At 72.8% G+C, this 22,526-nt stretch carries 19 protein-coding genes; 8 read left to right on the forward strand and 11 right to left on the reverse strand.

The annotated features are described in order from the left end of the window. Positions 1–3 precede the first annotated feature (3 nt). Positions 4–1,125, forward strand: a complete 1,122-nt coding sequence (locus ACGF0J_RS00500) for a GuaB3 family IMP dehydrogenase-related protein (protein ID WP_393140777.1) — start codon at positions 4–6, stop codon at positions 1,123–1,125. A gap of 197 nt (positions 1,126–1,322) precedes the next feature. Further along, entirely contained in the window at positions 1,323–1,685 is a 363-nt protein-coding gene (locus ACGF0J_RS00505; protein ID WP_393140779.1) for an arsenate reductase family protein, read from the forward strand. A gap of 159 nt (positions 1,686–1,844) precedes the next feature. On the opposite strand, the gene ACGF0J_RS00510 is transcribed toward ACGF0J_RS00505, so the two are convergent. The 5 genes from ACGF0J_RS00510 to ACGF0J_RS00530 all read right to left on the reverse strand — a co-directional run bounded on the left by ACGF0J_RS00510 (position 1,845) and on the right by ACGF0J_RS00530 (position 6,688). Further along, positions 1,845–2,825, reverse strand: a complete 981-nt coding sequence (locus tag ACGF0J_RS00510; RefSeq protein ID WP_393140781.1) for a MerR family transcriptional regulator — start codon at positions 2,823–2,825, stop codon at positions 1,845–1,847. Between the two features lie 96 nt (positions 2,826–2,921). Beyond that, positions 2,922–3,746, reverse strand: coding sequence for a ketose-bisphosphate aldolase (locus ACGF0J_RS00515; protein ID WP_393140783.1), 825 nt, complete (start codon positions 3,744–3,746; stop codon positions 2,922–2,924). A 31-nt stretch (positions 3,747–3,777) separates the two neighbouring features. Further along, the gene (locus ACGF0J_RS00520) at positions 3,778–4,686 is read right to left on the reverse strand and encodes a 1-phosphofructokinase family hexose kinase (RefSeq protein ID WP_393140785.1); all 909 of its coding nucleotides are present in this window, start codon (positions 4,684–4,686) and stop codon (positions 3,778–3,780) included. Further along, positions 4,686–5,819, reverse strand: a complete 1,134-nt coding sequence (gene nagA, locus ACGF0J_RS00525) for an N-acetylglucosamine-6-phosphate deacetylase (RefSeq protein ID WP_393140787.1) — start codon at positions 5,817–5,819, stop codon at positions 4,686–4,688. The genes ACGF0J_RS00520 and nagA overlap by 1 nt, the downstream gene beginning before the upstream one ends. Continuing rightward, a complete protein-coding gene (locus ACGF0J_RS00530; protein WP_393140789.1) occupies positions 5,816–6,688 on the reverse strand; it encodes an SIS domain-containing protein in 873 nt (290 codons plus the stop codon). Before ACGF0J_RS00530 ends, nagA begins: the two co-directional genes overlap by 4 nt. A gap of 132 nt (positions 6,689–6,820) precedes the next feature. On the opposite strand from ACGF0J_RS00530, the gene ACGF0J_RS00535 reads away from it, so the two are divergent. Beyond that, positions 6,821–7,591, forward strand: a complete 771-nt coding sequence (locus ACGF0J_RS00535) for a DeoR/GlpR family DNA-binding transcription regulator (RefSeq protein ID WP_393140791.1) — start codon at positions 6,821–6,823, stop codon at positions 7,589–7,591. A 90-nt stretch (positions 7,592–7,681) separates the two neighbouring features. Further along, positions 7,682–9,418 (forward strand): glycerol-3-phosphate dehydrogenase/oxidase, encoded by a 1,737-nt coding sequence (locus ACGF0J_RS00540; protein WP_393140793.1) that lies wholly within the window; start codon positions 7,682–7,684, stop codon positions 9,416–9,418. Between the two features lie 84 nt (positions 9,419–9,502). Here the strand turns inward: ACGF0J_RS00540 and ACGF0J_RS00545 are convergent, their stop codons facing one another. Further along, positions 9,503–11,287 carry a S8 family serine peptidase gene (locus ACGF0J_RS00545; RefSeq protein WP_393140796.1) on the reverse strand — a complete coding sequence of 595 codons (1,785 nt, stop codon included), beginning with the start codon at positions 11,285–11,287 and terminating at the stop codon, positions 9,503–9,505. 261 nt (positions 11,288–11,548) lie between these two features. Here ACGF0J_RS00545 and ACGF0J_RS00550 point away from each other — a divergent pair, with 261 nt between their 5' ends. Then, on the forward strand, positions 11,549–14,338 hold the full coding sequence (locus ACGF0J_RS00550; protein ID WP_393140798.1) for a BTAD domain-containing putative transcriptional regulator: 2,790 nt from the start codon (positions 11,549–11,551) through the stop codon (positions 14,336–14,338). On the opposite strand, the gene ACGF0J_RS00555 is transcribed toward ACGF0J_RS00550, so the two are convergent. Beyond that, a complete protein-coding gene (locus tag ACGF0J_RS00555; RefSeq protein WP_393140800.1) occupies positions 14,339–14,824 on the reverse strand; it encodes a phospholipase A2 in 486 nt (161 codons plus the stop codon). A 471-nt stretch (positions 14,825–15,295) separates the two neighbouring features. Then, positions 15,296–17,617: a M28 family peptidase gene (locus ACGF0J_RS00560; RefSeq protein ID WP_393140803.1), complete on the reverse strand. Its 2,322-nt coding sequence runs from the start codon at positions 17,615–17,617 to the stop codon at positions 15,296–15,298. 171 nt (positions 17,618–17,788) lie between these two features. On the opposite strand from ACGF0J_RS00560, the gene ACGF0J_RS00565 reads away from it, so the two are divergent. Then, the gene (locus ACGF0J_RS00565) at positions 17,789–18,379 is read left to right on the forward strand and encodes a CGNR zinc finger domain-containing protein (RefSeq protein WP_393140805.1); all 591 of its coding nucleotides are present in this window, start codon (positions 17,789–17,791) and stop codon (positions 18,377–18,379) included. Between the two features lie 63 nt (positions 18,380–18,442). Beyond that, positions 18,443–18,928 (forward strand): protein-tyrosine phosphatase family protein, encoded by a 486-nt coding sequence (locus ACGF0J_RS00570; RefSeq protein WP_393140807.1) that lies wholly within the window; start codon positions 18,443–18,445, stop codon positions 18,926–18,928. A 30-nt stretch (positions 18,929–18,958) separates the two neighbouring features. On the opposite strand, the gene ACGF0J_RS00575 is transcribed toward ACGF0J_RS00570, so the two are convergent. From ACGF0J_RS00575 to ACGF0J_RS00585, 3 genes are read right to left on the reverse strand one after another with little or no spacing between them, the layout of a single operon-like run. After that, the gene (locus ACGF0J_RS00575; protein ID WP_393140810.1) at positions 18,959–19,603 is read right to left on the reverse strand and encodes a response regulator; all 645 of its coding nucleotides are present in this window, start codon (positions 19,601–19,603) and stop codon (positions 18,959–18,961) included. After that, entirely contained in the window at positions 19,594–20,679 is a 1,086-nt protein-coding gene (locus tag ACGF0J_RS00580) for a sensor histidine kinase (RefSeq protein ID WP_393140813.1), read from the reverse strand. The genes ACGF0J_RS00575 and ACGF0J_RS00580 overlap by 10 nt, the downstream gene beginning before the upstream one ends. Beyond that, the gene (locus ACGF0J_RS00585) at positions 20,663–21,280 is read right to left on the reverse strand and encodes a DedA family protein (RefSeq protein ID WP_393140815.1); all 618 of its coding nucleotides are present in this window, start codon (positions 21,278–21,280) and stop codon (positions 20,663–20,665) included. The genes ACGF0J_RS00580 and ACGF0J_RS00585 overlap by 17 nt, the downstream gene beginning before the upstream one ends. A gap of 279 nt (positions 21,281–21,559) precedes the next feature. Here ACGF0J_RS00585 and ACGF0J_RS00590 point away from each other — a divergent pair, with 279 nt between their 5' ends. Continuing rightward, on the forward strand, positions 21,560–22,522 hold the full coding sequence (locus tag ACGF0J_RS00590) for an MBL fold metallo-hydrolase (protein ID WP_393140817.1): 963 nt from the start codon (positions 21,560–21,562) through the stop codon (positions 22,520–22,522). Positions 22,523–22,526: the final 4 nt, after the last annotated feature.

The raw sequence follows: 22,526 nt of genomic DNA on the forward strand, positions 1-22,526 counted from the left end.
TACATGACTCAGCAGGTGGAGATCGGCCGGGGGAAGACGGGCCGCCGGGCCTACGCGCTGGACGAGATCGGCCTCGTGCCCTCGCGGCGCACCCGTGACCCGGAGGAGGTCTCGATCGCCTGGCAGATCGACGCCTACCGGTTCGAACTGCCCGTCGTCGTCGCGCCCATGGACAGCGTCGTCTCGCCCGCCACCGCCATCGAGATCGGCCGGCTCGGCGGTCTCGCGCCGCTCGACCTCGAAGGTCTGTGGACGAGGTACGAAGACCCGCTGCCGCTGCTGGACGAGTGCGCCGAACTGGACGCTGAAGCCGCCACCCGGCGCCTCCAGGAGATCTACAACGCGCCGATCAAGGAAGAGCTGATTGGCCGCCGCATCGAGGAGATCCGGGCCTCCGGCGTCACCACCGCGGTCCGCCTGTCGCCGCAGCGCACCGTCCAGTACCACAAGGCCGTGATCGACGCGGGCGTCGACATCTTCGTCATCCGCGGCACCACGGTCTCCGCCGAGCACGTCTCCGGCCGGGCCGAGCCGCTCAACCTCAAGCAGTTCATCTACGAGCTGGACGTACCGGTCATCGTGGGCGGCTGCGCCACGTACACGGCGGCCCTGCACCTCATGCGCACCGGCGCGGCGGGCGTGCTGGTCGGCTTCGGCGGCGGCGCCTCCCACACCACCCGCAACGTCCTCGGCGTGGCCGTGCCCATGGCCACCGCGATCTCCGACGTGGCCGCGGCCCGCCGCGACTACCTCGACGAGTCGGGCGGCCGCTACGTCCACGTCATCGCCGACGGCGGCATGGGCACCTCCGGCGACATCGCCAAGGCCATCGCCTGCGGCGCCGACGCCGTCATGGTCGGGTCCCCGCTGGCCCGCGCCACCGAGGCCCCCGGCCGCGGCCACCACTGGGGCTCCGAAGCCCACCACCCCGACCTGCCGCGCGGCCGTCGCGTCCGCTTCGGCACCGTCGGCACGCTGGAGCAGATCCTGCACGGCCCGTCGAGCGTCGCCGACGGCTCGATGAACCTCATGGGCGCGCTCAAGCGCACCATGGCGTCCACCGGCTACTCCGACATCAAGGAGTTCCAGCGCGTCGAGGTCGTCGTCGCACCCATCCAGCGCTGACGCACCCCGCACCGGGCCCGCCTTCCCACCGAGGAGGCGGGCCCGTGCCTGTCCGTGGGGCAGACCGGGCCTGTCCCCCCGCGCTGTCACTGAGACGACTCCGTCGGTTGGCGTGACTCTTTGATCAGCAGGTCGCGCCTGGCGGGATCCCGTATCGTGCGGTTCAGCGACGCGTTCGAGCTCCTGGGAAAGGGTTCATGGAGATCTGGATCAACCCTGACTGCTCCAAGTGCCGTTCGGCGCTGTCCGTCCTGGACGCGGAGAACGCCGACTACACGGTCCGCCGCTACCTCGACGACCCGCCCGGCGAGCAGGAGCTGCGTGAGGTGCTGGCCAGGCTGGGGCTGGAGCCGTGGGACATCACCCGCACGGGCGAGCCCGTCGCCGCCGAGCTGGGCGTGGCCGGCTGGCCGCGTACCCCCGGGGAACGTGACCGCTGGATCGCGGCGCTGGCCGCGCATCCGGTCCTCATCCAGCGTCCCATCATCACCGCCGACGACGGACACGCCGTCGTTGGACGGAGTGACGACGCGGTCCGGTCGGTGCTCCCGCGAGAGTAGGCGTCGGCTCTGTTCGTCGGCGTGGAGCGCGGCGGGAGGGGTGCTCTGGGGGCCTCGGCCGTCCGGGGCAGGACGTGGGAACCACGGCAAGCCATCACCTGCGAGCACGTCGAGGTCGAGGACGGGATCGCGGCGGGACGCTGGTCACCGTCGCCGCGATCACGTCTCGGCCGAGGTGCCGGCGCGCAGGGCCTGCACGGCCCAGTCGAGGGTCGGGGTGAGGCTGGCCGGGGGCGGCCAGCCGTTGACGATCGCCAGGAGATGGAGGTAGCGCTCCCGGCGAGGGTCGTTCGCGGTCTCCAGCCGGGACAGCAGGCGGCGGCGCAGGGCGGCGTCGTCGGGGTGGCCGAGGGTGTTCGCGTAGTGCGTGGTGAGCGCCGCGACGATCGCGCCGGCCTCGGGTGAGGTGGGATCGACGCCTGCCGCCAGGGCAGGGCTCGCGTGGTCACGGGCCAGGGCGGTGGCGTCGCGCCGCGGAACGGTGGCGGAGATCTGACCGGCCCTGTGCTGGTCATCCCGGTGCTGGTCGTCGCGGTGCTGGTCGGCTCGGTGTTGGTCGGCGAGGTGGCGGAGGGCGGTCTGGAAGCCCGCGTCGCGGGTCAGCTCGGCCAGCTCGATCCAGGCTTCGACCTGGGCGGGCTCGGGGTCGTCGGGCAGCTCGGGGGTGAGCGACCGGGCGATGCCGCGCAGCGCCGGGTCGGTGCCGGTGTCGAGGGTGGCGTCGAGGAAGTCGGCGATCAGGCGGCCGCGTTCGGCTGCGGACAGGGTGGCCAGCTTGTGCATGAGCTCCATCTCCTCGGGGGCGGCGCCGCGTCGGACTGCCGCCGTCAGGACGGCGCGGCGCAGGCGGAGGGTGCGGATCTGCACGGCCAGGGCGTCGGCGTGCGCCGCGGCGACCTCGGGGAGGGCGAGCTCCCGGTCGGCGATCCGGCGGATCGTCGGCAGGTCCAGGCCCAGCTCGCGCAGGGTCCGGACGAGGTCGAGGCGGGCGACGGCGTCGGGGCCGTACAGGCGGTGGCCGGTGGCGTTGCGGCCGGTGGGCGGCACGATCCCGCGGTCGGAGTAGAACCGGATGGTCTTGACCGTCAACCCGGTGCGCCGGGCCAGGTCGCCGATCGTGTGGAACGTGTCGCCGTGCATGCCTCCACTCTCGTGTCTCCCCTTGGGGGAGGCGCAACCCGCCGGCCACGTTCCGCAGGCAGGTCCGGCGGGTGCTGGGCCTCGTCGGTGCGTGAGTCAGCCGGCGAGCACGCCCAGCAGGTGGGTGACCTCGCGGGCGACCGCGTCGCGGCCGGCGCCGAGGTACTTGCGGGAGTCCACCACCTTCGCGTCGTGCTCCAGGTAGTCGCGGACCGCGCCGGTGAACGCCTTGTTCAGGTGCGTGGCAATGTTGATCTTCTTCATGCCCTGCCGTACGGCGTCGCGCAGCGTGTCGTCGGGCACGCCGGACGAGCCGTGCAGCACGAGCGGCACCGGGACGGCCGCCCGCAGTTCGGCGATGAGCGCAAGGTCGAGCACCGCGTCCTTGGTGGTCATCGCGTGGGACGTGCCCACGGCGACGGCCAGCGCGTCCACGCCGGTGCGGGCCACGTACGCGGCGGCCTCGTGCGGCTTGGTGCGCGCGCCGGGGGCGTGCACGCCGTCCTTGCCGCCCACCTCGCCCAGCTCGGCCTCCACCCACACGCCGCGCTGGTGGCACCAGGCCGCGACCTCCGCTGTGGTGGCCATGTTCGCCTCGTCGGACAGCGCCGAGGCGTCGAACATCACCGACCCCAGCCCCAGTTCGACCGCCTCCTCGACGAGCGCCCGGTCGGTGGCGTGGTCGAGGTGCACGGCCACCGGCACGTCGGCGCGCCGGGCGACTGCGAGGGCCGCGAGCGCGACCGGTTCGAGCGCGCCGTGGTAGCGGACGCAGTTCTCGCTGATCTGCAGCACGACCGGCAGGCCGGCCGCCTCGGCCCCGGCGACGATCGCGGTGGCGTGTTCGAGCTGGATCACGTTGAACGCGCCGACCCCGGCGGGCGACGTGCGGACGATCTCATCGGTCGGGGCGAGGGGCATGTCGGGCTCCTTCTGCGATCTGGTTGCGGGGTCAGGTGACGACGATCCGCGGGTGCACCTGGGCGTAGACGTCGGGGTCGAAGTCGCCGGCGACCGGCGCGGCCACGGCCGCCGCGCCGAGCGCCGCCGCCCGCCGGAGCCTGTCGGGCCACGCCGTCCCCTCCACCAGGCCGAGCGCGAGGCCGGCGACCAGCGAGTCGCCGGCGCCCGTCGGGTTTCCCGCCACCCGGTACGGCATGCGCGCCCGGAACGTCCCCTCGGGCGTGACCGCCAGCAGCCCGTCGGCGCCCAGCGAGACGACGACGGACTCCGCGCCCCGGGCCCGCAGGTGCTCGGCGCCCTCGGCCGGGTCGCCGTGGGGCACGGCCCGGGCCAGCTCGTCGGCGTTGGGCTTGACGATGGCGGGCCGTCCGGCGGGGGCGTGCAGCAGCGGCTCGCCGTCGGCGTCCACGACGGCGGGCACCCCGCGTTCGGCGGCGAGCGCGGCGAGGCGCGCGTACGTGTCGGCCGGGACGCCGCGGGGCAGGCTGCCGGAGATGACGACGGCGCGGGCCCGCCCCACCAGCCCCTCGTACACCCGGACGAACTCCCGCAGCTCGGCGGGCGTGACCTCGGGGCCCGGCTCGTTGAACAGCGTCGTCCCGCTCTCGGCGCCGCCGGAGACGACCAGCGTCGTGCGTGATTCGCCGGCGACCGGGACCAGCGCGCCGGGCAGCCCGGCGGCGTCGAGGTCGGCCTCGATGGCCCGGCCGGTCGGCCCGCCGGCCAGGCCGGTGACCAGCACCTCCTGGCCGAGCCCGCGCAGGACGCGGGCCACGTTGACGCCCTTGCCGCCGGCCCGCCGGTGCACCGACCGGACCCGGTTGACCCCGTCCCAGTCGACGTGCGGCACGTCGTAGGTGACGTCGAGGGCGGCGTTGAGCGTCACGGTGAGGATCATCAGGGCTCCACGATCCAGCCGCCGCGCTTCATCACCCCGGCGACCTCCAGGTCTCCGGAGAGCACGACGAGGTCGGCCGCCTTGCCCGCGGCGATCGAGCCGATCTCGCTGTCGAGGCCGAGCACCCGGGCGGGCGTGAGCGAGGCCGCCCGCACCGCCTCGGGCAGCGACAGGCCGACGTCGCGTACGGCGCGGCGGACCGCGACGTCCATGGTGAGCGTGCTGCCCGCGATGGAGCCGCCCTCGGCGAGGCGGGCGACGCCGCCGGCCACGTCCACCCGCATCGTGCCGAGCACGTACGAGCCGTCGCCCATGCCGGTGGCGGCCATGGCGTCGGTGATCAGCGCCGTCCGGCCGGGGCCCGCGGCCTTGACGGCCAGGCGCAGCATCGCCGGGTGCACGTGCACCCCGTCGTTGACCAGTTCGACGGTGACCCGGTCGTCCTCCAGCAGCGCGGCGACCGGGCCGGGGGCGCGGTGGCCGAGCGGCGGCATCGCGTTGAACAGGTGGGTGGCCACGCTGCCGCCGGCCTCGATGCCGGCCAGGGTCTGTTCGTAGCCGGCGTCGCTGTGGCCGAGGGCGGCGATCACGCCCTGCTCCCGGGCCGCGCGGACGGTGTCGAGGGCGCCTGGCAGTTCGGGGGCGATGGTCAGCATGCGCACGTGGCCGCGCCCGGCTCTGACCAGGCGGTCGAACTCGCGTGGTGACGGCTCGCGCAGCAGCGCCGGGTCGTGCGCGCCGCAGCGGGCCCGCGCGATGTACGGGCCTTCGAAGTGCAGGCCGGCGAGCAGCCCGTCGTCGCACAGGTCGGCGAGTGCCGACGCGGCGGCTTCCAGGTCGTCGAGGGCGGCCGTGACCAGGCTGGCCACCATGGTGGTGGTGCCGTGCCGTTCGTGCAGCGCGATGGCGGAGCGCGCCCCGTCGTGGTCGCCGGCCGGGAAGGAGCCGCCCGCGCCGCCGTGGTTGTGGATGTCGACGAAGCCGGGCGCGACGTAGCGGCCGCGCAGGCTGTGGCCGTCGCGGGGGGCCGGGCCGTGGCCGACGTGCGTAATGCGGCCGTCTTCGATGGTCAGCCACCCGTCGTGCGTCCCCTCCGGGGTCACGATCCGGGCGTCGGAGAGAGTGAGGCTCATGCTGAGAGGATCACAGATCGCGTGAGGTGGAGGGGTTCGTCGGGGTCGAGGCCCTTGGCGAACGCCCGGGCCACCGACACGCGCTGCGCCGTGACCAGCTCGGCCATCGGGTCGAGGCCGCTCTGGCGGAAGGCGCCGCCGGTCGCCTCGACCTGCTCGCGCAGCCCTTCCGGCGCCTGGCCGAACATCCAGGTGACGCGGCCGGGGCCGGCGATGCTGATGGGGCCGTGGCGGTATTCCATCGCCGGGTAGGCCTCGGTCCAGGAGCGGGACGCCTCGCGCATCTTCAGTGCGGCCTCGTGGGCGAGGCCGACCGACCAGCCGGAGCCGAGGAACGTGATCTGCTCGGCCTCGACGAGCGCGGTGTCGAGCGGCGCGGCGACGGCCCGTTCGGCGTCGGCGACGGCCTGGGTGAGGTCCTCGCCGAGGCTGGCGCGCAGCAGCGCGAGCTGCGTGGTGGCGAACCTCGTCTGCACGACGGACCGTTCGTCGGCGTAGTCGAGCACGACGACGCGGCCGGCGGCCCGCATGACGGGTGTCCGCGGGTCGGCGGTGATGGCGGTGGTCCGGCCGCCGAGCCGCCGGAGCACGTCCAGAACCTCGGTCGTGGTGCCCGAGCGGGTCAGCGCGAGCACGTGGTCGTAGCGGCGGCCGGCCGGCATCTCGGAGGCGGCGAACGCGTCCGTCTCGCCCTGCCCGGCGGCCTCGCGCAGTGCCGCGTACGCCATGGCGACGAACCAGGAGGTGCCGCAGCCGACGACCGCCACCCGCTCGCCCGGCTCGGGCAGCACGCCGGACGGGACGTTGTCGACGGCGCGACGCCAGCAGTCCGGCTGGGAGGCGATCTCCGCTTCGGTGTGTGTGGTCACCGGTTCCTCCTGATTCGTGATTATTTCTGTATTTTTTATAGCAGAACAGAGCAGGTTTGTGCAGAGGTGGCTGTGCCGGTGCGTGGTGTGCCACCCTTGCGGCCAACGGAGCGCACACTCAGGGAGGCAGCGGTGTCCCGATACGAACGCTGGAACGGGATCCTGGAGCTGCTCTCCCAGGAGGGCCGCCTGAGCGTCGAGGAGGCGGCCCAGGCGCTCGACGTGTCCACCGCGACGATCCGCCGCGACTTCGACCAGCTCGCCCAGCAGCAGATGCTCATGCGCACCCGCGGCGGCGCCGTCGCGCAGAGCGTCAGCTACGACCTGCCGCTGCGCTACAAGACGGCCCGGCACACCGACGAGAAGCAGCGCATCGCCGCCGCCGCGGCCGAGCTGGTCGAGCCCGGCGCCGTGGTCGGCATGAACGGCGGCACCACCACCTCCGAGCTGGCCCGCGCCCTGGCCATCCGGGCCACCCAGGAGTCCGGCTTCACCGTCGTCACCAACGCGCTGAACATCGCCGCCGAGCTCACGGTCCGGCGACACGTCAAGATCGTGGTGACCGGGGGAGTGGCCCGGCCGCAGTCGTACGAGCTGATCGGCCCGCTGGCGTCCGGCGTGCTGGAGCAGGTGACGCTGGACGTGGCGTTCCTCGGCGTGGACGGGATCGACGCCGACCTCGGCGCCTCGGCGCACCACGAGGGGGAGGCGGGCGTCAACCACCTGCTCGTCAGCCGGGCCGAGCACGTGGTCGCGGTGGCCGACTCCTCCAAGGTGGGCAGGCGGGCCTTCGCCCGCATCTGTCCCATCGGCGAGATCGACACGCTGGTCACCGACGACCGGCTCAGCGACGACCTGGCCGCCCGGCTCACCGACACGGGCGTCAAAGTGGTGCGGGCGTGACCCTCGCCACCCGGCCCGGCAGACATCGTCGCGGCTGAGCGGGTAGGTATGGGAACGCACAGGGATGACGGCCGTACCCCAGGGGGATTCATGGCGTCGGGAAGGGGCGTGGCCCGGCTCGGGCCGGCCGAGCGGGCGGCGGCGCTGGCGAGGATGAGCGCCGAGGAACTGGACGTGGTGGTCGTGGGAGGAGGCGTGGTCGGCGCCGGAACCGCACTCGACGCCGCCACGCGGGGGCTGGAGGTCGGGGTCGTCGAGGCCCGCGACTTCGCCTCCGGCACCTCCTCCCGGTCGTCCAAGCTGATCCACGGCGGGCTGCGCTACCTGGAGCAGCTCAACTTCGACCTGGTCAGGGAGGCCCTGCGGGAGCGGTCCCTGCTGCTGCAGCGGATCGCGCCGCACCTGGTGCGGCCCGTTCCGTTCCTGTTCCCGATGACGCATCTCGGCTGGGAGCGACCGTACGTGGGGGCCGGGGTGGCGCTGTACGACACGCTCGGCTACGCGACCGGGCTGTCCCGCGGCGTGCCGGGACACCGGCACCTGTCGCGCAGGCGGGCGCTGCGCCTGGCGCCCGCGCTGCGCAGGACCGCCTTCACCGGCGCCGTGCAGTACTGGGACGCGCAGGTCGACGACGCCCGCTACGTGATGACCCTGCTGCGCACCGCGGCCACCTACGGCGCCCACGTCGCGCCGCGCGCCCAGGCCGTCGGCTTCCTGCGCGAGGGCGAGCGCGTCACCGGCGTGCGGGTGCGCGACCTGGAGTCCGGCACCGAGATGGAGGTACGGGCGCGGCAGGTGGTCAACGCCACCGGCGTGTGGACCGACGACATCCAGGAACTCGTCGGCGGCCGCGGCCAGATCCACGTGCGCGCCTCCAAGGGCATCCACCTCGTGGTGCCGCGCGACCGCATTCACTCCTACACCGGCATCATCCTGCGCACCGAGAAGTCGGTGCTGTTCGTCATCCCGTGGGGACGCCACTGGATCATCGGCACCACCGACACCGAATGGACGCTCGACAAGGCGCACCCGGCCGCCTCCCGGGTGGACATCGACTACCTGCTCGACCACGTCAACGCCGTGCTGTCGGTGCCGCTGACCCGCGACGACGTCGAGGGCGTCTACGCCGGGCTGCGGCCGCTGCTGTCGGGCGAGTCCGACGAGACCTCGAAACTCTCCCGCGAGCACGTGGTCGCCCACCCGGTGCCGGGACTCGTGATGATCGCCGGGGGCAAGTACACGACCTACCGGGTGATGGCCAAGGACGCCGTGGACGCCGTCGCCCACGGGCTCGACCACCGCGTGCCCCCCTCGTGCACCGACCAGATCCCGCTCGTCGGCGCCGAGGGCTACCAGGCCCTGTGGAACTCCCGGCACCGCCTCGCCCACACCTCCGGGCTGCACGTGGCCAGGATCGAGCACCTGCTGCAGCGGCACGGCTCGTTGATCGACGAGGTGCTGCAGCTCATCGAGGCCGACCGCTCGCTCGCCCGGCCGCTCAACGGGGCCGACGACTACCTGCGCGCCGAGATCGTCTACGCCGCCACGCACGAGGGCGCCAGGCACCTCAACGACGTGCTCACCCGCCGGACGCACATCTCGATCGAGACCTTCCACCGCGGCCTGGGCGTCGCGCGGGAGGCGGCCGAGCTGCTGGCGGGCCCGCTCGGCTGGGACGGCGAGCAGACCAAGCACGAGGTCGAGTACTACACCAAGCGGGTGGAGGCCGAGCGGCTGTCCCAGGAACAGGACAGCGACCAGGAGGCCGACGCGATCAGGCTCGGCGCCCCCGAGATCGTGCCGGTCGCCCCGCCCAGAGACCCGTGACCGGACCCGTGACCGGACCCGTGACCGGACCCGTGACCGGGCCGGGCGGCGGGTGCCGCCCGGCCCGGGGGATGGGGATGTGCCCTACGGCACCGTCACGGTCTTGGTCACCGTGCCGGTGGCGCCACCGTTGTCGGTGACGGTCAGGGTGACGCTCTTGGCGCCGCCGGAGTTGTAGATGTGGCTCACCGTCGCGCCGGTGCCGGTCGTCCCGTCGCCGAAGTTCCAGGCGTACGAGGTGATCGTGCCGTCCGGGTCGGACGAGGACGATCCGTTGAAGGTGCAGAAGCGCCAGATGAAGATCACCTGGCAGGTCTGCGTGAAGTTCGCGGTCGGCGGCTGGTTCGCCGGCGTGCCCGCGCTGACCTGCTTGGTGGTGGACGCGGTCGCGCCGTCGTCGTCCGTCACGGTCAGCTTGACCGTGTACGTGCCGGCCGCGCCGTACGTGTGGCTCGCCGTGGCGCCGGTGCCGGTCGAGCCGTCACCGAAGTCCCAGGCGTACGAGGCGATCGTGCCGTCGGAGTCGGCGGAGCCGGACCCGTCGAAGGAGCAGGCGAGCTGGGTGCACGACGAGGTGAACGACGCCGTGGGCGGCCGGTTGCCGCCGCCGCTCCCGGGCGGGTAGCGGGTGGCGTCGTGCACGTCGAGCAGCGGCTCCCTGACGCCGTCGGAGGAGTCGTCGGTCCAGCCGGAGTTCCCGGTGGCGACCAGCGTGTCCCGTACGGCGAGCACGCCCGCCCGGTCCGCCGGCTTGTGCGCGCCCGACGTCAGCACGCCCGCGGCGCCCGCGACGTGCGGGCTGGCCATCGACGTGCCGCTGATGGTGTTGTAGCCGCCGTTCATCCACGTCGAGTAGATGCAGGTGCCGGGTGCGGCGATCTCGATCGTGCGGCCGTAGTTGGAGTAGAACGCCAGCGTGTCGTCCTGGTCGCGCTCGCTGCGGCACGACAGCGTGTTGCCGCCCTGCCCGCCGGGCAGGCCGTCGATGTCGGTCAGCGCCGAGACGGTGACCACGTCGGCGTGGTTCGCCGGGAAGAACGTCGCGGCGTCCTTGCTGCTGTTGCCCGCGGCGACCACGATCACGACGCCGCGGTTCGTCGCGGTCGTGATCGCGTTGCTGATCGCGCTGCTGGAGCAGCCGTCGCAGCCGAGGCTCAGGTTCGCCACCTCGATCGTCGCCGACCGGGCCGCCACCCAGTCGATGCCGGCGGCGATGCCCGCCAGCGTGCCTGAACCGGCCGAGTTCAGCACCTTCACCGCGTGGATGCGGGCGCCCGGCGCGACGCCCACCGGGCCGATCGCGTTGTCGATCGCGCCGACGGTGCCCGCCACGTGCGTGCCGTGGCCGTTGTCGTCGTCACCGGAGTTGTTCGTGCACGAGCCGGACTGGCAGTTGGCCCGCGCCACGACGTTGAGGTCCGGGTGGTCGAAGTCCACGCCGGTGTCGATGACGGCCACGTCCACGTCGATCCGGACGTCGTCGGTCCCGTCGATGTCGAGGTTCGGATTGTCCGGCCCGAAGATCCGCTTGACGCCGGTGGGGGTCGTCTGCGGGAACGCCACGACCTCGGCGTCCGGCTCCACGGACAGCACGTTCGGGTCCCGCTTGAGCGTCTCGGCGGCCGACGCGCTCAACCGGGCGGTGTAGCCCTTGAAGGCGTGTTCGTACACGCCGACCAGTTCACCGCCCAGCCGCTGCACGTGCTCCTCGGCGGTGGCCTTGGGGGCCGCGCGCAGCTTGTCGCTGAGCTGGACGATGTAGGCGCTCTCCTGCAGGCTCTCCTGCGGGCCGGCCGAGGCGGGGAGCGGCGTCGCGAACAACGCCAGAGCGGTGACGGCTAATGCGAACAGGGGGGTGCGTGGTCGCATGTGAGCCCTTCCTGGGGTGGCGGACGGGGATCACTGAAAACATGAGCCCAAATCAGGCCTGCGACCATACGTAGAGCCCACGTATTGCGACTACGTACTCCGTAGGAGCCCCACGGGCGTGCGGACGGGCGGCGCCGCCCCTTTGCCGTATTGGAGCTGATCGGTTCACCCCCACAGATGCCCAGGAACCTGATCTTCCGGCGGCGTATCCCTGCAAATCGGTAGACTTCCGAGTCTCCGTCGAGGATGGGAGCGCTCCCTTTGAGGCTGGAAATCAGGTGCCTGGGTCCTTGGGAGGTCGAGGTCGACGGTGTCCCTGTCGCGGTCGCCGGGCGGCGCAGGATCGGGTTGCTGGCCAGGCTCGCGCTCACCGGCGGCCAGGCCGTACCCACGGACCGGCTCGTCGCCGACGTGTGGGCGCACGGTTCCGCCGCGACCGCGTCCAAGCAGCTGCACATCGTGGTCTCAAAGCTCCGGGAGACCCTCGGCCCCGGGCTGATCGAGACCCTCCCCGGCGGGCGGTACCGGCTCGCGGTCGAACAGGTGGACGCGCGCGAATTCACCCGCCTGGCCGAGCGGGCACGCGCGGCCCGCGCCGAGGGCGCGGCGGCCGCCGCTGACGGGCTGTTCCGCCGGGCGCTCGGGCTGTGGCGAGGCGCGCCGCTGACCGAGGTGGACGCGCCGTGGGCGCGGCTCGAGGCCGACCGGCTGGAGCGCGAGCGGCTGGCCGTCCTGGAGGACCACGCCGAGCTGCGCCTGGCCGCCGGCGACGAGCGCGCCGTCGCAGCCGAGCTGGCCGCGCACGTCGGCGCACACCCGCACAGGGAGCGGCCCGCCGCGCAGCTCATGCTCGCGCTGTACCGCGACGGGCGGGCGGCTGAGGCGCTGGAGGTCTACCAGCGGTTTCGCCGGGCCATGGTCGAGGAGCTGGGCATCGAACCGGGTGCCGAGCTGCGCCGCCTGCACCAGGCCGTCCTCGTCAAGGACCCCGCGCTCGATCTGCCACCGTCGCGGCAGCTCGCGACGGGCATCAGCGCGCCTCCGGCCGAGTTACCCGCCGACGTGCGGTCCTTCACCGCGCGAGCCGCCGAGATCGAACAGCTGCGCGCCGAGCTGACGGATGGCGCCGCCGTCACCGTGATCTCCGGACCCGGCGGCATCGGCAAGTCCGCGCTGGCCGTCCACGTCGCGCACGCGCTGGCGAGGCGCTTCAGCGACGGCGTCCTCTACGTCAACCTGCGCGGCTCCACCACCGGGCAGGCCCCGCTGGCACCGATAGAAGCGCTTCGCCACCTGCTGCGCTCGCTGGGACTGGACGGCACCGCCGTGCCCGCGAACCTCGACGAGGCCGCGGCGCGCTACCGGTCGCTGACAGCGGCAAGCGACCTGATGGTGCTACTCGACAACGCCCGCGACGTGCGCCAGGTGCGCCCCTTGATTCCCGCGGGACGCCGCTGCCGCGTGGTGATCACCAGCCGCGATCTGCTCGCCACCCTCGACAACGCCCGCCACCTGCACCTCGGCGGGCTCGACGACGCCACCGCGACCACCCTCCTGACCAGGATCGTCGGGCCGGGCCGGGTGGACGCCGAGCCGGACGCGGCGCGGGAGCTGGTGCGCCAATGCGGCGGCTTCCCGCTCGCTCTGCGCATCACGGGCGCGCGCCTGGCCGCCCGCCTCGACTGGTCGCTGTCCGATCTGGCGGTACGGCTGGCTGACGCCACCCGGCGGCTGGACCTGCTGGAGTACGCCGATCTCGCGGTGCGCGCCAGCATCGCGGTCAGCCACCGGCAGTTGGGCGAGGAACCCGCCGGGCACGACGCGGCGCGGCTGCTTCCCCTCCTCGGGCTGCTCGACCTGGCCGAGCACACCCCGACGACCACGGCCGCGCTGGCCGGCTGGTCCGAGCACCGTGCCGAGATCGCGCTTGACCAGTTGCTGGGCGCCCACCTCCTCGAACCCGCAGGACCCGGGCGCTTCCAGCTCCACGACCTCGTCGGGCTGTACGCGCGCGAGCAGGACGTCCCCTGCGCCGAAGCGACCGGCGCCGTCAGCCGCGTGCTACACCACTACGCCGCCACCTCGCGGCGGGTCTCCGAGCTGCTGCTAGGTGGCGGCAGCGGCGTGACCATGGAGGACTTCCATCCCGAGCAGCCGGGGGAGCCCATCGACACCGTGGAGGCGGCCAACGGCTGGCTCGACCGCGAGCGGGACAACCTCCTGGCAGCAGTACGGCAGGCGGCGCGCACCGCGGACTCGGCGATGGTGAGCCTCACGTACGCCCTGCAGTGGTTGTACGACCTCCGGGGCTGGTTCGCGGAGGTCGTGGAAGTGAGCGCGGAACCGCTGCGACTGGCCAAGGAGACGGAGGACTGGCAGGGGGCGGCGTTCCTGCTGCAGGGTCTGGGTTCCGTTTACCAGCAGGCGGGACACTTCGAGCAGAGCGTGTCCCTCCTGCAGGAAAGCCTGGCCTGCTGGGACAAGGCCGGGCAGCCTGAACGGAAGGCGGGGACCTTCAACGACCTCGGCATCACCTACGCCCTGATCGGTCGCCACGACGACGCGCTCGACGCACTGGAGAACGCGCTCGACCTGGTCCAGCGAGCAGGACGCAGGGCGCCGGAGGCGTCCGTGCGCAACAACCTGGTGCACGTCCACTACCGCCGGGGATCGTGCGAGGAAGCCGTGGCCGAGGCGCGGCGCGCCCTGCAGATGAGGAGGGAGCTTGACGACACCAGTGGCCTCGGCATCGCCCACGACACCCTCGCCGACGCTCTCCGCGCCCACGGTCTGCTTCAGGAGGCCGTTCCGGAGTTCCGTCGCGGGATCGAGCTCCAGCTCGAGACCGGCCACACCATGGGCGGCGCCGTATCCCGCTGGTGGCTCGGCCACACCCTGCACGACCTCGGACGGCACGAGGAGGCGCGGCGGGAGTGGCGTGAGTCGCTCGAGCTGCTGCGCGAGGCCCGCCTCCTCGCCCCCGTCGAGGTGGCGGGCTATCTCGCGCAGCCGGTCCCGGACACGCCAGGACCGATCAAGCACCAGCTGTGACTAGGCGAAATACTTGACAGCGTTGTAGAACTGGGTGGCCACGGCCTTGCAGGCGGCCCTCGCCGCACTATTGGACTGCGCGTCGCAGACCCTCTTCATGTCCCCGAGGAAGGCCGAGTCCACTTCCTTCTTGTAGTTTTTCCACGCGCTGGAGGATGCCAGGGCCTTGACGTTGCGGTAGCCGAAGTCGTGACGCCAGCAGGGGATCTTGAAGACGGCGCCCCAGGTGCTGCCGTGCGGCACTGCCTTCGGCACGGAGCAGCCGTCGGTGTTCCAGTTGAACTCGAATTCCTTGACCTGAGTGGTGTTCCTGTTGGTTTTGAACCGGGCCCACGCGTTGTAGCTGGCCTTGGTGTTCTTCGTGAGGGTCAGCGCCATCGCCAGGCGCTCCGCCTTGGTCTTGTCGAGCGCGGTCGCCTGCGCGGGCGTCGACAGCATGGCGCCCGCCGCCAGGACGGCGGCGGACAGGGCCAGTGCCTTCTTCATGGTGACTCTTTTCTCGGGGGAGAAACAGCGGGAAAAGAGTCGCAGCGCCGCCGCGGAGCCCACAACGGAACATAGCGCCGCGGGCCCTGGAACATACTCTGGATATACCGGACCGGGCGATGTCACATGGGGCGGGCGTCGCCCGTCAAGTCATCATGCGCGGGAAGGCGTCCGCAGATCCTCGCCGCCAGGAGGCACCGGGCCGGACGCCGAACCGCGAAGAATTCTGGAAAGGCCCTCGACGCCTTCAGCCATTTCTGCGAAGGGCGACCGAATCGGCTCCCGCCGACCCTGCCGGACCCACCCTTCCTACGTACTCCGTAGGAGCGTGCTCCGAGAAGACGTCGTCCTGGCAAGCTCGCGTTGTCGTGGCAGCCCGGCAAGGTCCCTGTGCGTCCGCGCGGACAGCGGGCAGGTGATGACCCGGGTCATCGCGGGACCTTGCCGGGCAGGATGGTGAGCGTCCGGGGCCTAGGGGTCAAGGGTGTAGGTGCGCGTGACCGCGGTGAGATCGCCGTCCTCCCTGGTGGCGGCGACCAGGTCGGCGGGTCTGGGGACGAAGCCCGGCACCGTGGTCAGCCCGTCGGTCTCGGCGATCACCGTGAGGCGGATCCGGTCCTTCTCCGGTACGCGTACGGTGATCTGGACCCCTCGGGCGGGGATGCCGCGGAAGCGGATCTCCGAGGGCCAGGTGCCGACTCGTGTGCCGGTGACGGGCACGCTCGCCGATCCGAACCGGCCGGCCGATGCGGTGGCGTGGGTCATCGGCTGGTCGAGCCGTAGCGTCACCGAGCGCGTGCCCTTCGCGGCGGTGACCCGCAGTTTCAGGGTGTCCCCGCTGTGGGCCAGGACCTCGGCTCGCGGGCCGTCGGCGGCGATCGCCGGCGCCTGGCCGGTCCGCAGGGTGCCGCGTGCGTACCCGGGGGGCAGCGTGGAGGTGTCGTGGCCGGACACGTACCGCTTGGTCCATGGCGCGGGGTCCGCGTCGGCGCTGACCCAGTGGGCGGTACGGGTGACGGAGTCCATGACGTACGCCAGATGTGTGCGCCGCGGCCGGTCGGCGTCGAAGCTGTCGGCCACGAGCCCGACCGCAACCAGTCCGGCCGTGAGGACGACAGCCGTCAGGGGCACGGCGAGGACGGTGGCTCGCTTCGGCCGGGTGGCGAGGTCGGGCAGGAACAGCTCCGCGATGGGCGCGACGATCAGCCCGAACAGGGCCAGCACCAGTGCGCCGGCCCCGCCGAGCGCCAGCCCCATCCCGTCGAAGACGTTCCCGGCCAGGGACGGCAGCAGCATGGCGGCCGTGACCGGGCCCAGCATCGCCGCGACCGTCCGCGCCCAGGCGGGCGTGCGGAGCAGGACCGCGGCCAGCCAGCCGAGTGCGCCCATCAGCGCCGGCAGGGCGAACAGGAAGGACGCTCCTGGAGCGACCTGGGCGCACAGCAGGCCGAGCCCGGCGAACCAGGTCAGCGCCGCGACCGTCAGGGCGGCCGGGCCCAGCCTGCGGCGCAGCACCAGGTACCAGCCGAGGAGCGTCAGCGCGCACAGCACGACGATCGCCGCCTGGAACGGCTGCGGGCGGTGCAGCAGCCCGCCCATCAGGTCGTAGGCGGGCCGCCAGGACACCAGCAGGCTCCACAGCACTTGCGCCAGGACGGCCGCCAACGCCAGCGGCACCACGGCCGAGGCCGTCGCCGCGAGCAGCCGGGGAATGCTCAGCAGCCGCTTGACGCGGGCCAGCAGCGCCAGGCCCGCCACCGCGACGGCGGCCAGCGCCGCCAGCGGCCAGACGAGCCGGCCGGGATACGTGATCATGGTGCCGAGTGCGCGGAAGTAGGTGACGTCGTGATCGGAGGCCAGCGTCCGCAGGTCCGCGCCGCCGAGGGCGTGCGTCAGCGCCAGCATGTTGCTGCCGTGGTGTTGCAGGCTGCCCCGGTTGAGGTTGGCGATGGAGTCGCCGGCGGTGTGATACAGCGAGGAACGCTGGATGTAGGCGAAATTCATGCCGGTGAAGCCGGCTTTGGTCAGCGGGGTGAAGTCCGTGTTGTTGGGCAGCAGCCGGTACAGCTCCACCATGGCGGAGTGGCCGCGCGGGGCGGGGACGGCGCCGGTGAACGTCTCGACCAGGCGGGCGTTGTCGGCGGAGGTCTCGAACATCAGTGAGGGGCCGCTGACCCCGCGCGCCTCCCAGTTCAGCAGCACGCCGCCGGCCTTGCCGAGGGGGTGCTCGCGGACGAAGGCCTCGGCGCCGAGCACGCCGTCCTCCTCGCCGTCCGACATGAGCAGCACGATGTCGTTGCGCGGGCCGGGGCCGCCGCGCAGCGCCCGGACGGTCTCCAGCACCGCGGCCACCGCGGCGCCGTCGTCGGAGGCGCCCGGTCCCATGGCCGCGGAGTCGTAGTGCGCGGCGATGAGCACGGTGCCGGTCGAGTCGGTTCCGCGCAGCCGGGCCACGATGTTGTCGACCTGGCCGAACGTCGCCAGCCCCGCAGCGGAACGGGCGCCGACCGAGCGTTGGATCTCGACCTCCAGCCCTGCGGCGCGTAGTTGCCCGGCCAGGTAGTCGCGGGCCCGGTCGCTTGCCGGGCTGCCGATGGGCCGTGGTTCGGCGGCGAACTTCTTCAGGTGCACCAGTGCGCGCTCGGCGCTGAACCGGTCGTCCGGGGCGGTGGCCGGCAGGGGTTGCATGGTGCTGTCCGCCATGGCCGTCAGCATGATCACCGCGGCAAGGACGAGCAGGGTTGCCGATCCGGCCAGCAGCCGCCGGGGCACCTCGAACAACTTTCCGATCATGGCTGGAAACAGTAGGTTGAGCCGCTTTTGGGCGGAATGAGGCGCTTGCCCGTCTATACCTGTGGTTTTCCGCACCCCTGGGCGGCCATGGGCCTCCCTGTCTTGGTGGCCCTACAGCATGTACGTAAGGGGTATAGTCCATTTTATTCGGTTACCGAGACGAGGTGAAGCGTGCGGATCTCCATCACCGACTACGCGGTCGGGGCGACTCTGGCCGGCGATCTGGCCAACACCTCGCCCACCGTGCAGGCTGCGGCGGGCGAGGCGCTGCCGACCCCGGACGCGCTGGCGGAGTTCCTCGCAGGGCACGGGCTGCGGCTCGACGCCGTGGCCGATGGGCGTCGGCCGAGCGACGACGACGTCCGCGAGGTTCACCTGCTGCGCCGGGAGGTGCGCGGCGTCGTGGAGACCGAGACGGAGGACCAGGCCGTCGCGGGTGGCGCCGTGCTGGCCGGGCGGGCGGGACTCAGGCCGGTGCTGGAGCGCGACTCCGCCGGGCGGTGGCAGTGGCACGTTCTCACCAGGCCGGGCGCGCCGCTGGCCGAGGAACTGGCCACGCTCGTCGGCATCGGGTTGCTCGGCGCCGTCCGGGCGCTCGGGCACGACCGGTTCCGCGCCTGCGTCGCCCCGGGCTGCCGAGGGGTGTTCGTCGACATCAGCCGCGGGGGTCGTCGCGTCTACTGCAGGCCCGACGTGTGCGGTAACCGGATCAATGTCGCGAATCACCGCGAACGGCGGCGGCTTGACACCACCGCCCGCTGAAGAAGACAGCTCCGCCCTCTGCAGACGACAGCTCCGCTGTCTGAAGGACACAAGGAGAACCCCATGAACGACTCCGTGGACAGCACGACAGCCCGGCCGGTGGGCGGGGCGCCGCTCGCGGGCGCCTTCCGGCTCCCCGACGGCACCTGGATCCGCGGCCGCGGCCTTCGCTATCCGCTGCCGGCGGGGCCCACGCCCGAGTTCGGCCTGTACCTGGGCTCCGACAGCCTCCGCCGCCGCCACGAGGGTGAGCTGCGGTGGCCGCACGCGTGGATCCAGTGGCCCGACTTCATGCTGCCCCGCGACCGCGACGTGGCCGTACAGCAGATCCGCGCGCTGTACGAGCGAGCGCGGGAGGGCGCCGCCGTGGAGGTCGCCTGCGGGGGCGGCGTCGGCCGCACCGGCACGGTCGTCGCCTGCCTGGCGATCCTGGCCGGTCTCGCCCCGGCCGACGCCGTCGCCTGGACCCGCGAGCACCACCACCGTCGGGCCGTCGAAACCCCATGGCAGCGCCGCTGGGTGCTGCGCTTCCCGCCGGCCCTCAGCTGACCTCCGCGCGACCAGGCCGACCACGGCCTTTCAGGAGCCGAGGTAGCGCAGCACCGCCAGGACCCGGCGGCTGTAGCCTGCGGTGTGCGACAGCGCGAGCTTGTCGAACAGGGCGTTGACGTGCTTCTCCACCGCGCTCTGCGACACGTGCAGGGACTGGGCGATGGAGGCGTTGGTCAGTCCCTGCGCCATCAGCTCCAGCACCTGGCGCTCGCGGGCCGTGAGCTGGGCGAGCGGGTCGGTGTGACTGGTGCGCGCGAGCAACTGGCGCACCACCTCCGGGTCGAACGCCGTCCCGCCCGCACCCACCCGGTCCAGCGCGTCCAGGAAGTCGCCCACCTGGGCCACCCGGTCCTTGAGCAGGTAGCCGACGCCGTCGACGCTGCCGCTCATCAGCTCGGTGGCGTACTTCTTCTCCACGTACTGCGACAGCACCAACACCTTGACCTCCGGCCAGCGCCGCCGGATCTCCAGGGCGGCGCGCAGGCCCTCGTCGGTGTGGGTGGGTGGCATTCGCACGTCCACGACCACCGCGTCGGGCCGCTCGCCGGCCACCGCCTGCAGCAGCGCGTCGGCGTCGCCCACCGCGGCCGGCACGTCGTGACCTTCCTCCGTCAGCAGCCGCACCAGGCCCTCCCGCAGCAGGGCCGAGTCCTCGGCCAGCATCACCCGCACGGCAACTCCGCCTCCACGACGGTCGGCCCGCCGGGCGGGCTGGACAGGGCGAGCCGGCCGTCCAACGCGGCCACCCGCTGCGCCAGCCCGGTCAGCCCGCCGCCGGTGGCGTCGGCCCCGCCCACGCCGTCGTCCTCCACCCGCACGACGACCATGGTGGCCTGCCGGCGTACGTCGATGGTCACCAGGGTGGCCCTGGAGTGCTTGGCCGCGTTCGTCACTGCCTCGCTGGCCACGAAGTAGGCGGCGGCCTCCACCGCCGCCGCGGGCCGCCGCGGCAGCTCGCAGGTCACCCTGACCGCGACCGAGGACCGCTCGGCCACCCCGGCCAGTGCCTCCGCCAGCCCGTGCGCGTCCAGCCCCGACGGGTAGACCCGCCAGGCCACCTCGCGCAGCTCCACCAGCGCCTGCTGGGCCTGCTCGTGCAGTTGCTCCAGCAGTTCGGGGCGGCCCCGGCGGGCGCGTCCCGCGAGCATGGACAGCGCCACCAGCCGCTGCTGCACCCCGTCGTGGAGATCCCGCTCGATGCGCCGCCGTTCGGCGTCGACCGCCGCGACCACCCCGGCGCGGCTCACGGTCAGCTCGTCGATCCGCCGCCGCAGCGCCTCCGTCGGGTCGGGAGCGAGCAGCCGTACGGCCAGCCGCCGCTCCAGCGCCTCCACCCCCATCAGGCCGCACACGTCGAGGAACAGCAGAACGGAGCCCGACAGGAACATGTAGGCCAGCAGCGGCCCGGTGGGCAGCATGCCGTCGAACGCCTCCCCGCGCCCCCACGACCACGCCAGCAGGACCGCCGCGCCAAGGCCGATCACGAGCAGCAGCACCACGATGCCGCCCAGCACGCCCACGGGCGTCCGGGCCGCCAGGTAGCGCAGCTCGCCCGCGTCGTTCCTGCCGGGGAGGTCCAGGCGCAGCCGCCACAGCTCCAGCCGGGTCAGCCGGGCGGCCGCCGCCCGTACGGCGGGACGGTCCGCGAACGGCGCCGCCACCAGGACGAACAGCAACCCCGCGAGCGCGGTGACCGCGCCGGCCGCCACCGCCCCGACGAGCCTCAGCCCGCTAACCGCTGACCGCATGCCGCCCCTTGCGCCGCTGGGACAGCCGCACGCCCACGAAGACCAGCACCGCCAGCGCCACCGTGGCGATGACCGCGTTGGTGCCCATGCCGACGTAGGTCTCCACCACCGCCCAGTTCTCGCCCAGCATCCACCCGGTCAGGACGAAGACGGTGTTCCAGAGCAGGCTGCCGGCCGTGGTCAGGAGCGTGAAGACGCCCAACGGCATGCGCTCCACCCCGGCGGGGACGGAGATCAGGCTGCGGAAGATCGGGATCATCCGGCCGAAGAACACCGTCTTGCGCCCGTGCTTGAGGAACCACGCCTCGGTCCTGGCGATGTCGGAGACCTTCAGCAGCGGGATCCGGGCGGCCAGGGCCAGCGTGCGCTCCCGGCCGAGCATCGCGCCCACCCAGTACAGCGCCAACGCCCCGATCACCGAACCGGCGGTGGTCCACAACAGCACGGCGACCAGGTCCATCTCTCCCCGGGAGGCGGTGAAGCCGGCCAGCGGGAGGATCACCTCGCTGGGCAGGGGTGGGAAGAGGTTCTCCAGTGCGATCGCGATCCCGGCTCCCGGCGCGCCGAGCATCTCCATCAGTTCGATCAGCCATTCCGTCATGCGTCCGAGACTAGGAAGGACCAGGGCGGGGCCACCATGAGGCGGATGGCCGTTCATGGGTGCGGAAAACCACAGGTGCCGCAGCCCGCCTGGCCGAGGGAGGTTCGACCGCGGAGGGGTGTGCGGGGCCGTCAGGTCCGTTCACGGCTGGGCCTGACCCCGCGCCGGGCGTGTCCGACCTGAATGCGTGACACCGGCCCGTCCCGGTCGAGAATGTCGGTCAGGGCGGAGAAGGCCGTCCGGCTCGTGCCGGACGGCTCGGCGACATGGAGGTGTGTCGTGGCGCAGAAGGCGTTCGCATCATCCGCGGACCTCGACGACAAGCAGCAGACGCTGGACGTGCTCGCGGACGGCGTGTACGCGCTCACCGCCGAGGGCGACCCCAACGTCGGGGCGGTGGAGGGCGAGGACTTCCTCGTCTGCTTCGAGGCGCTGGCCACGCCCGTCGCGGCCCGCGCCTGGCTGGACCGGTTGCGCGAGCACACCGACAAGCCGGTCAAATACCTCGTGCTGTCCCACTACCACGCGGTCCGCGTGCTCGGCGCGAGCGCGTTCGACGCGCAGGTCGTCGTCGCGCACGACAACACCCGCGCGCTGATCGCCGAACGAGGGCAGCAGGACTGGCAGTCCGAGTACGCGCGGATGCCGCGCCTGTTCAAGGAGCCCGACTCGATCCCGGGGCTCACCTGGCCGGACGCCACGTTCTCCGACCGGTTCGCCATCGACCTGGGCGGCGACCGCGGCGAGCTGGTGCTCCAGTACTGCGGCCGGGGCCACACCGACGGCGACGTCGTGGCCTGGCTGCCGCGGCGGAAGATCCTGTTCGCGGGTGACCTCGTCGAGTCGCGGGCCGCGCTCTACACGGGCGACGCCTTCCACCGCGAATGGGCCACGAGCACGCTGGACCGCGTCGCCGCGTTCGGCGCCGAGACCCTGGTGGGCGGCCGGGGCGCGGTGGCGCGCGGGCAGGACGCCGTGGCGGCCGCGATCGGCCAGACTCGCCACTTCCTGCGCGTGATGCTGCGTGAGGTCGGCGCGGTGCACGAGCGCGGCGGCACGCTCAAGGAGGCGTTCGAGGCCGCCCGGGCCGCCCTCGTCGACCGGTACGGCGGCTGGCCGATCTTCGAGCACTGCCTGCCCTTCGACGTGTCCCGCCTGTGGGACGAGCTCTCCGGCGTCGAACGGCCCGTGATCTGGACGGTCCAGCGCGACCGCGAGGTCTGGGCTCGGCTGCAGGACTGAGGAG

Origin of the sequence: Nonomuraea sp. NPDC047897, from assembly GCF_043204415.1 — a bacterium.
Taxonomy (GTDB): domain Bacteria; phylum Actinomycetota; class Actinomycetes; order Streptosporangiales; family Streptosporangiaceae; genus Nonomuraea.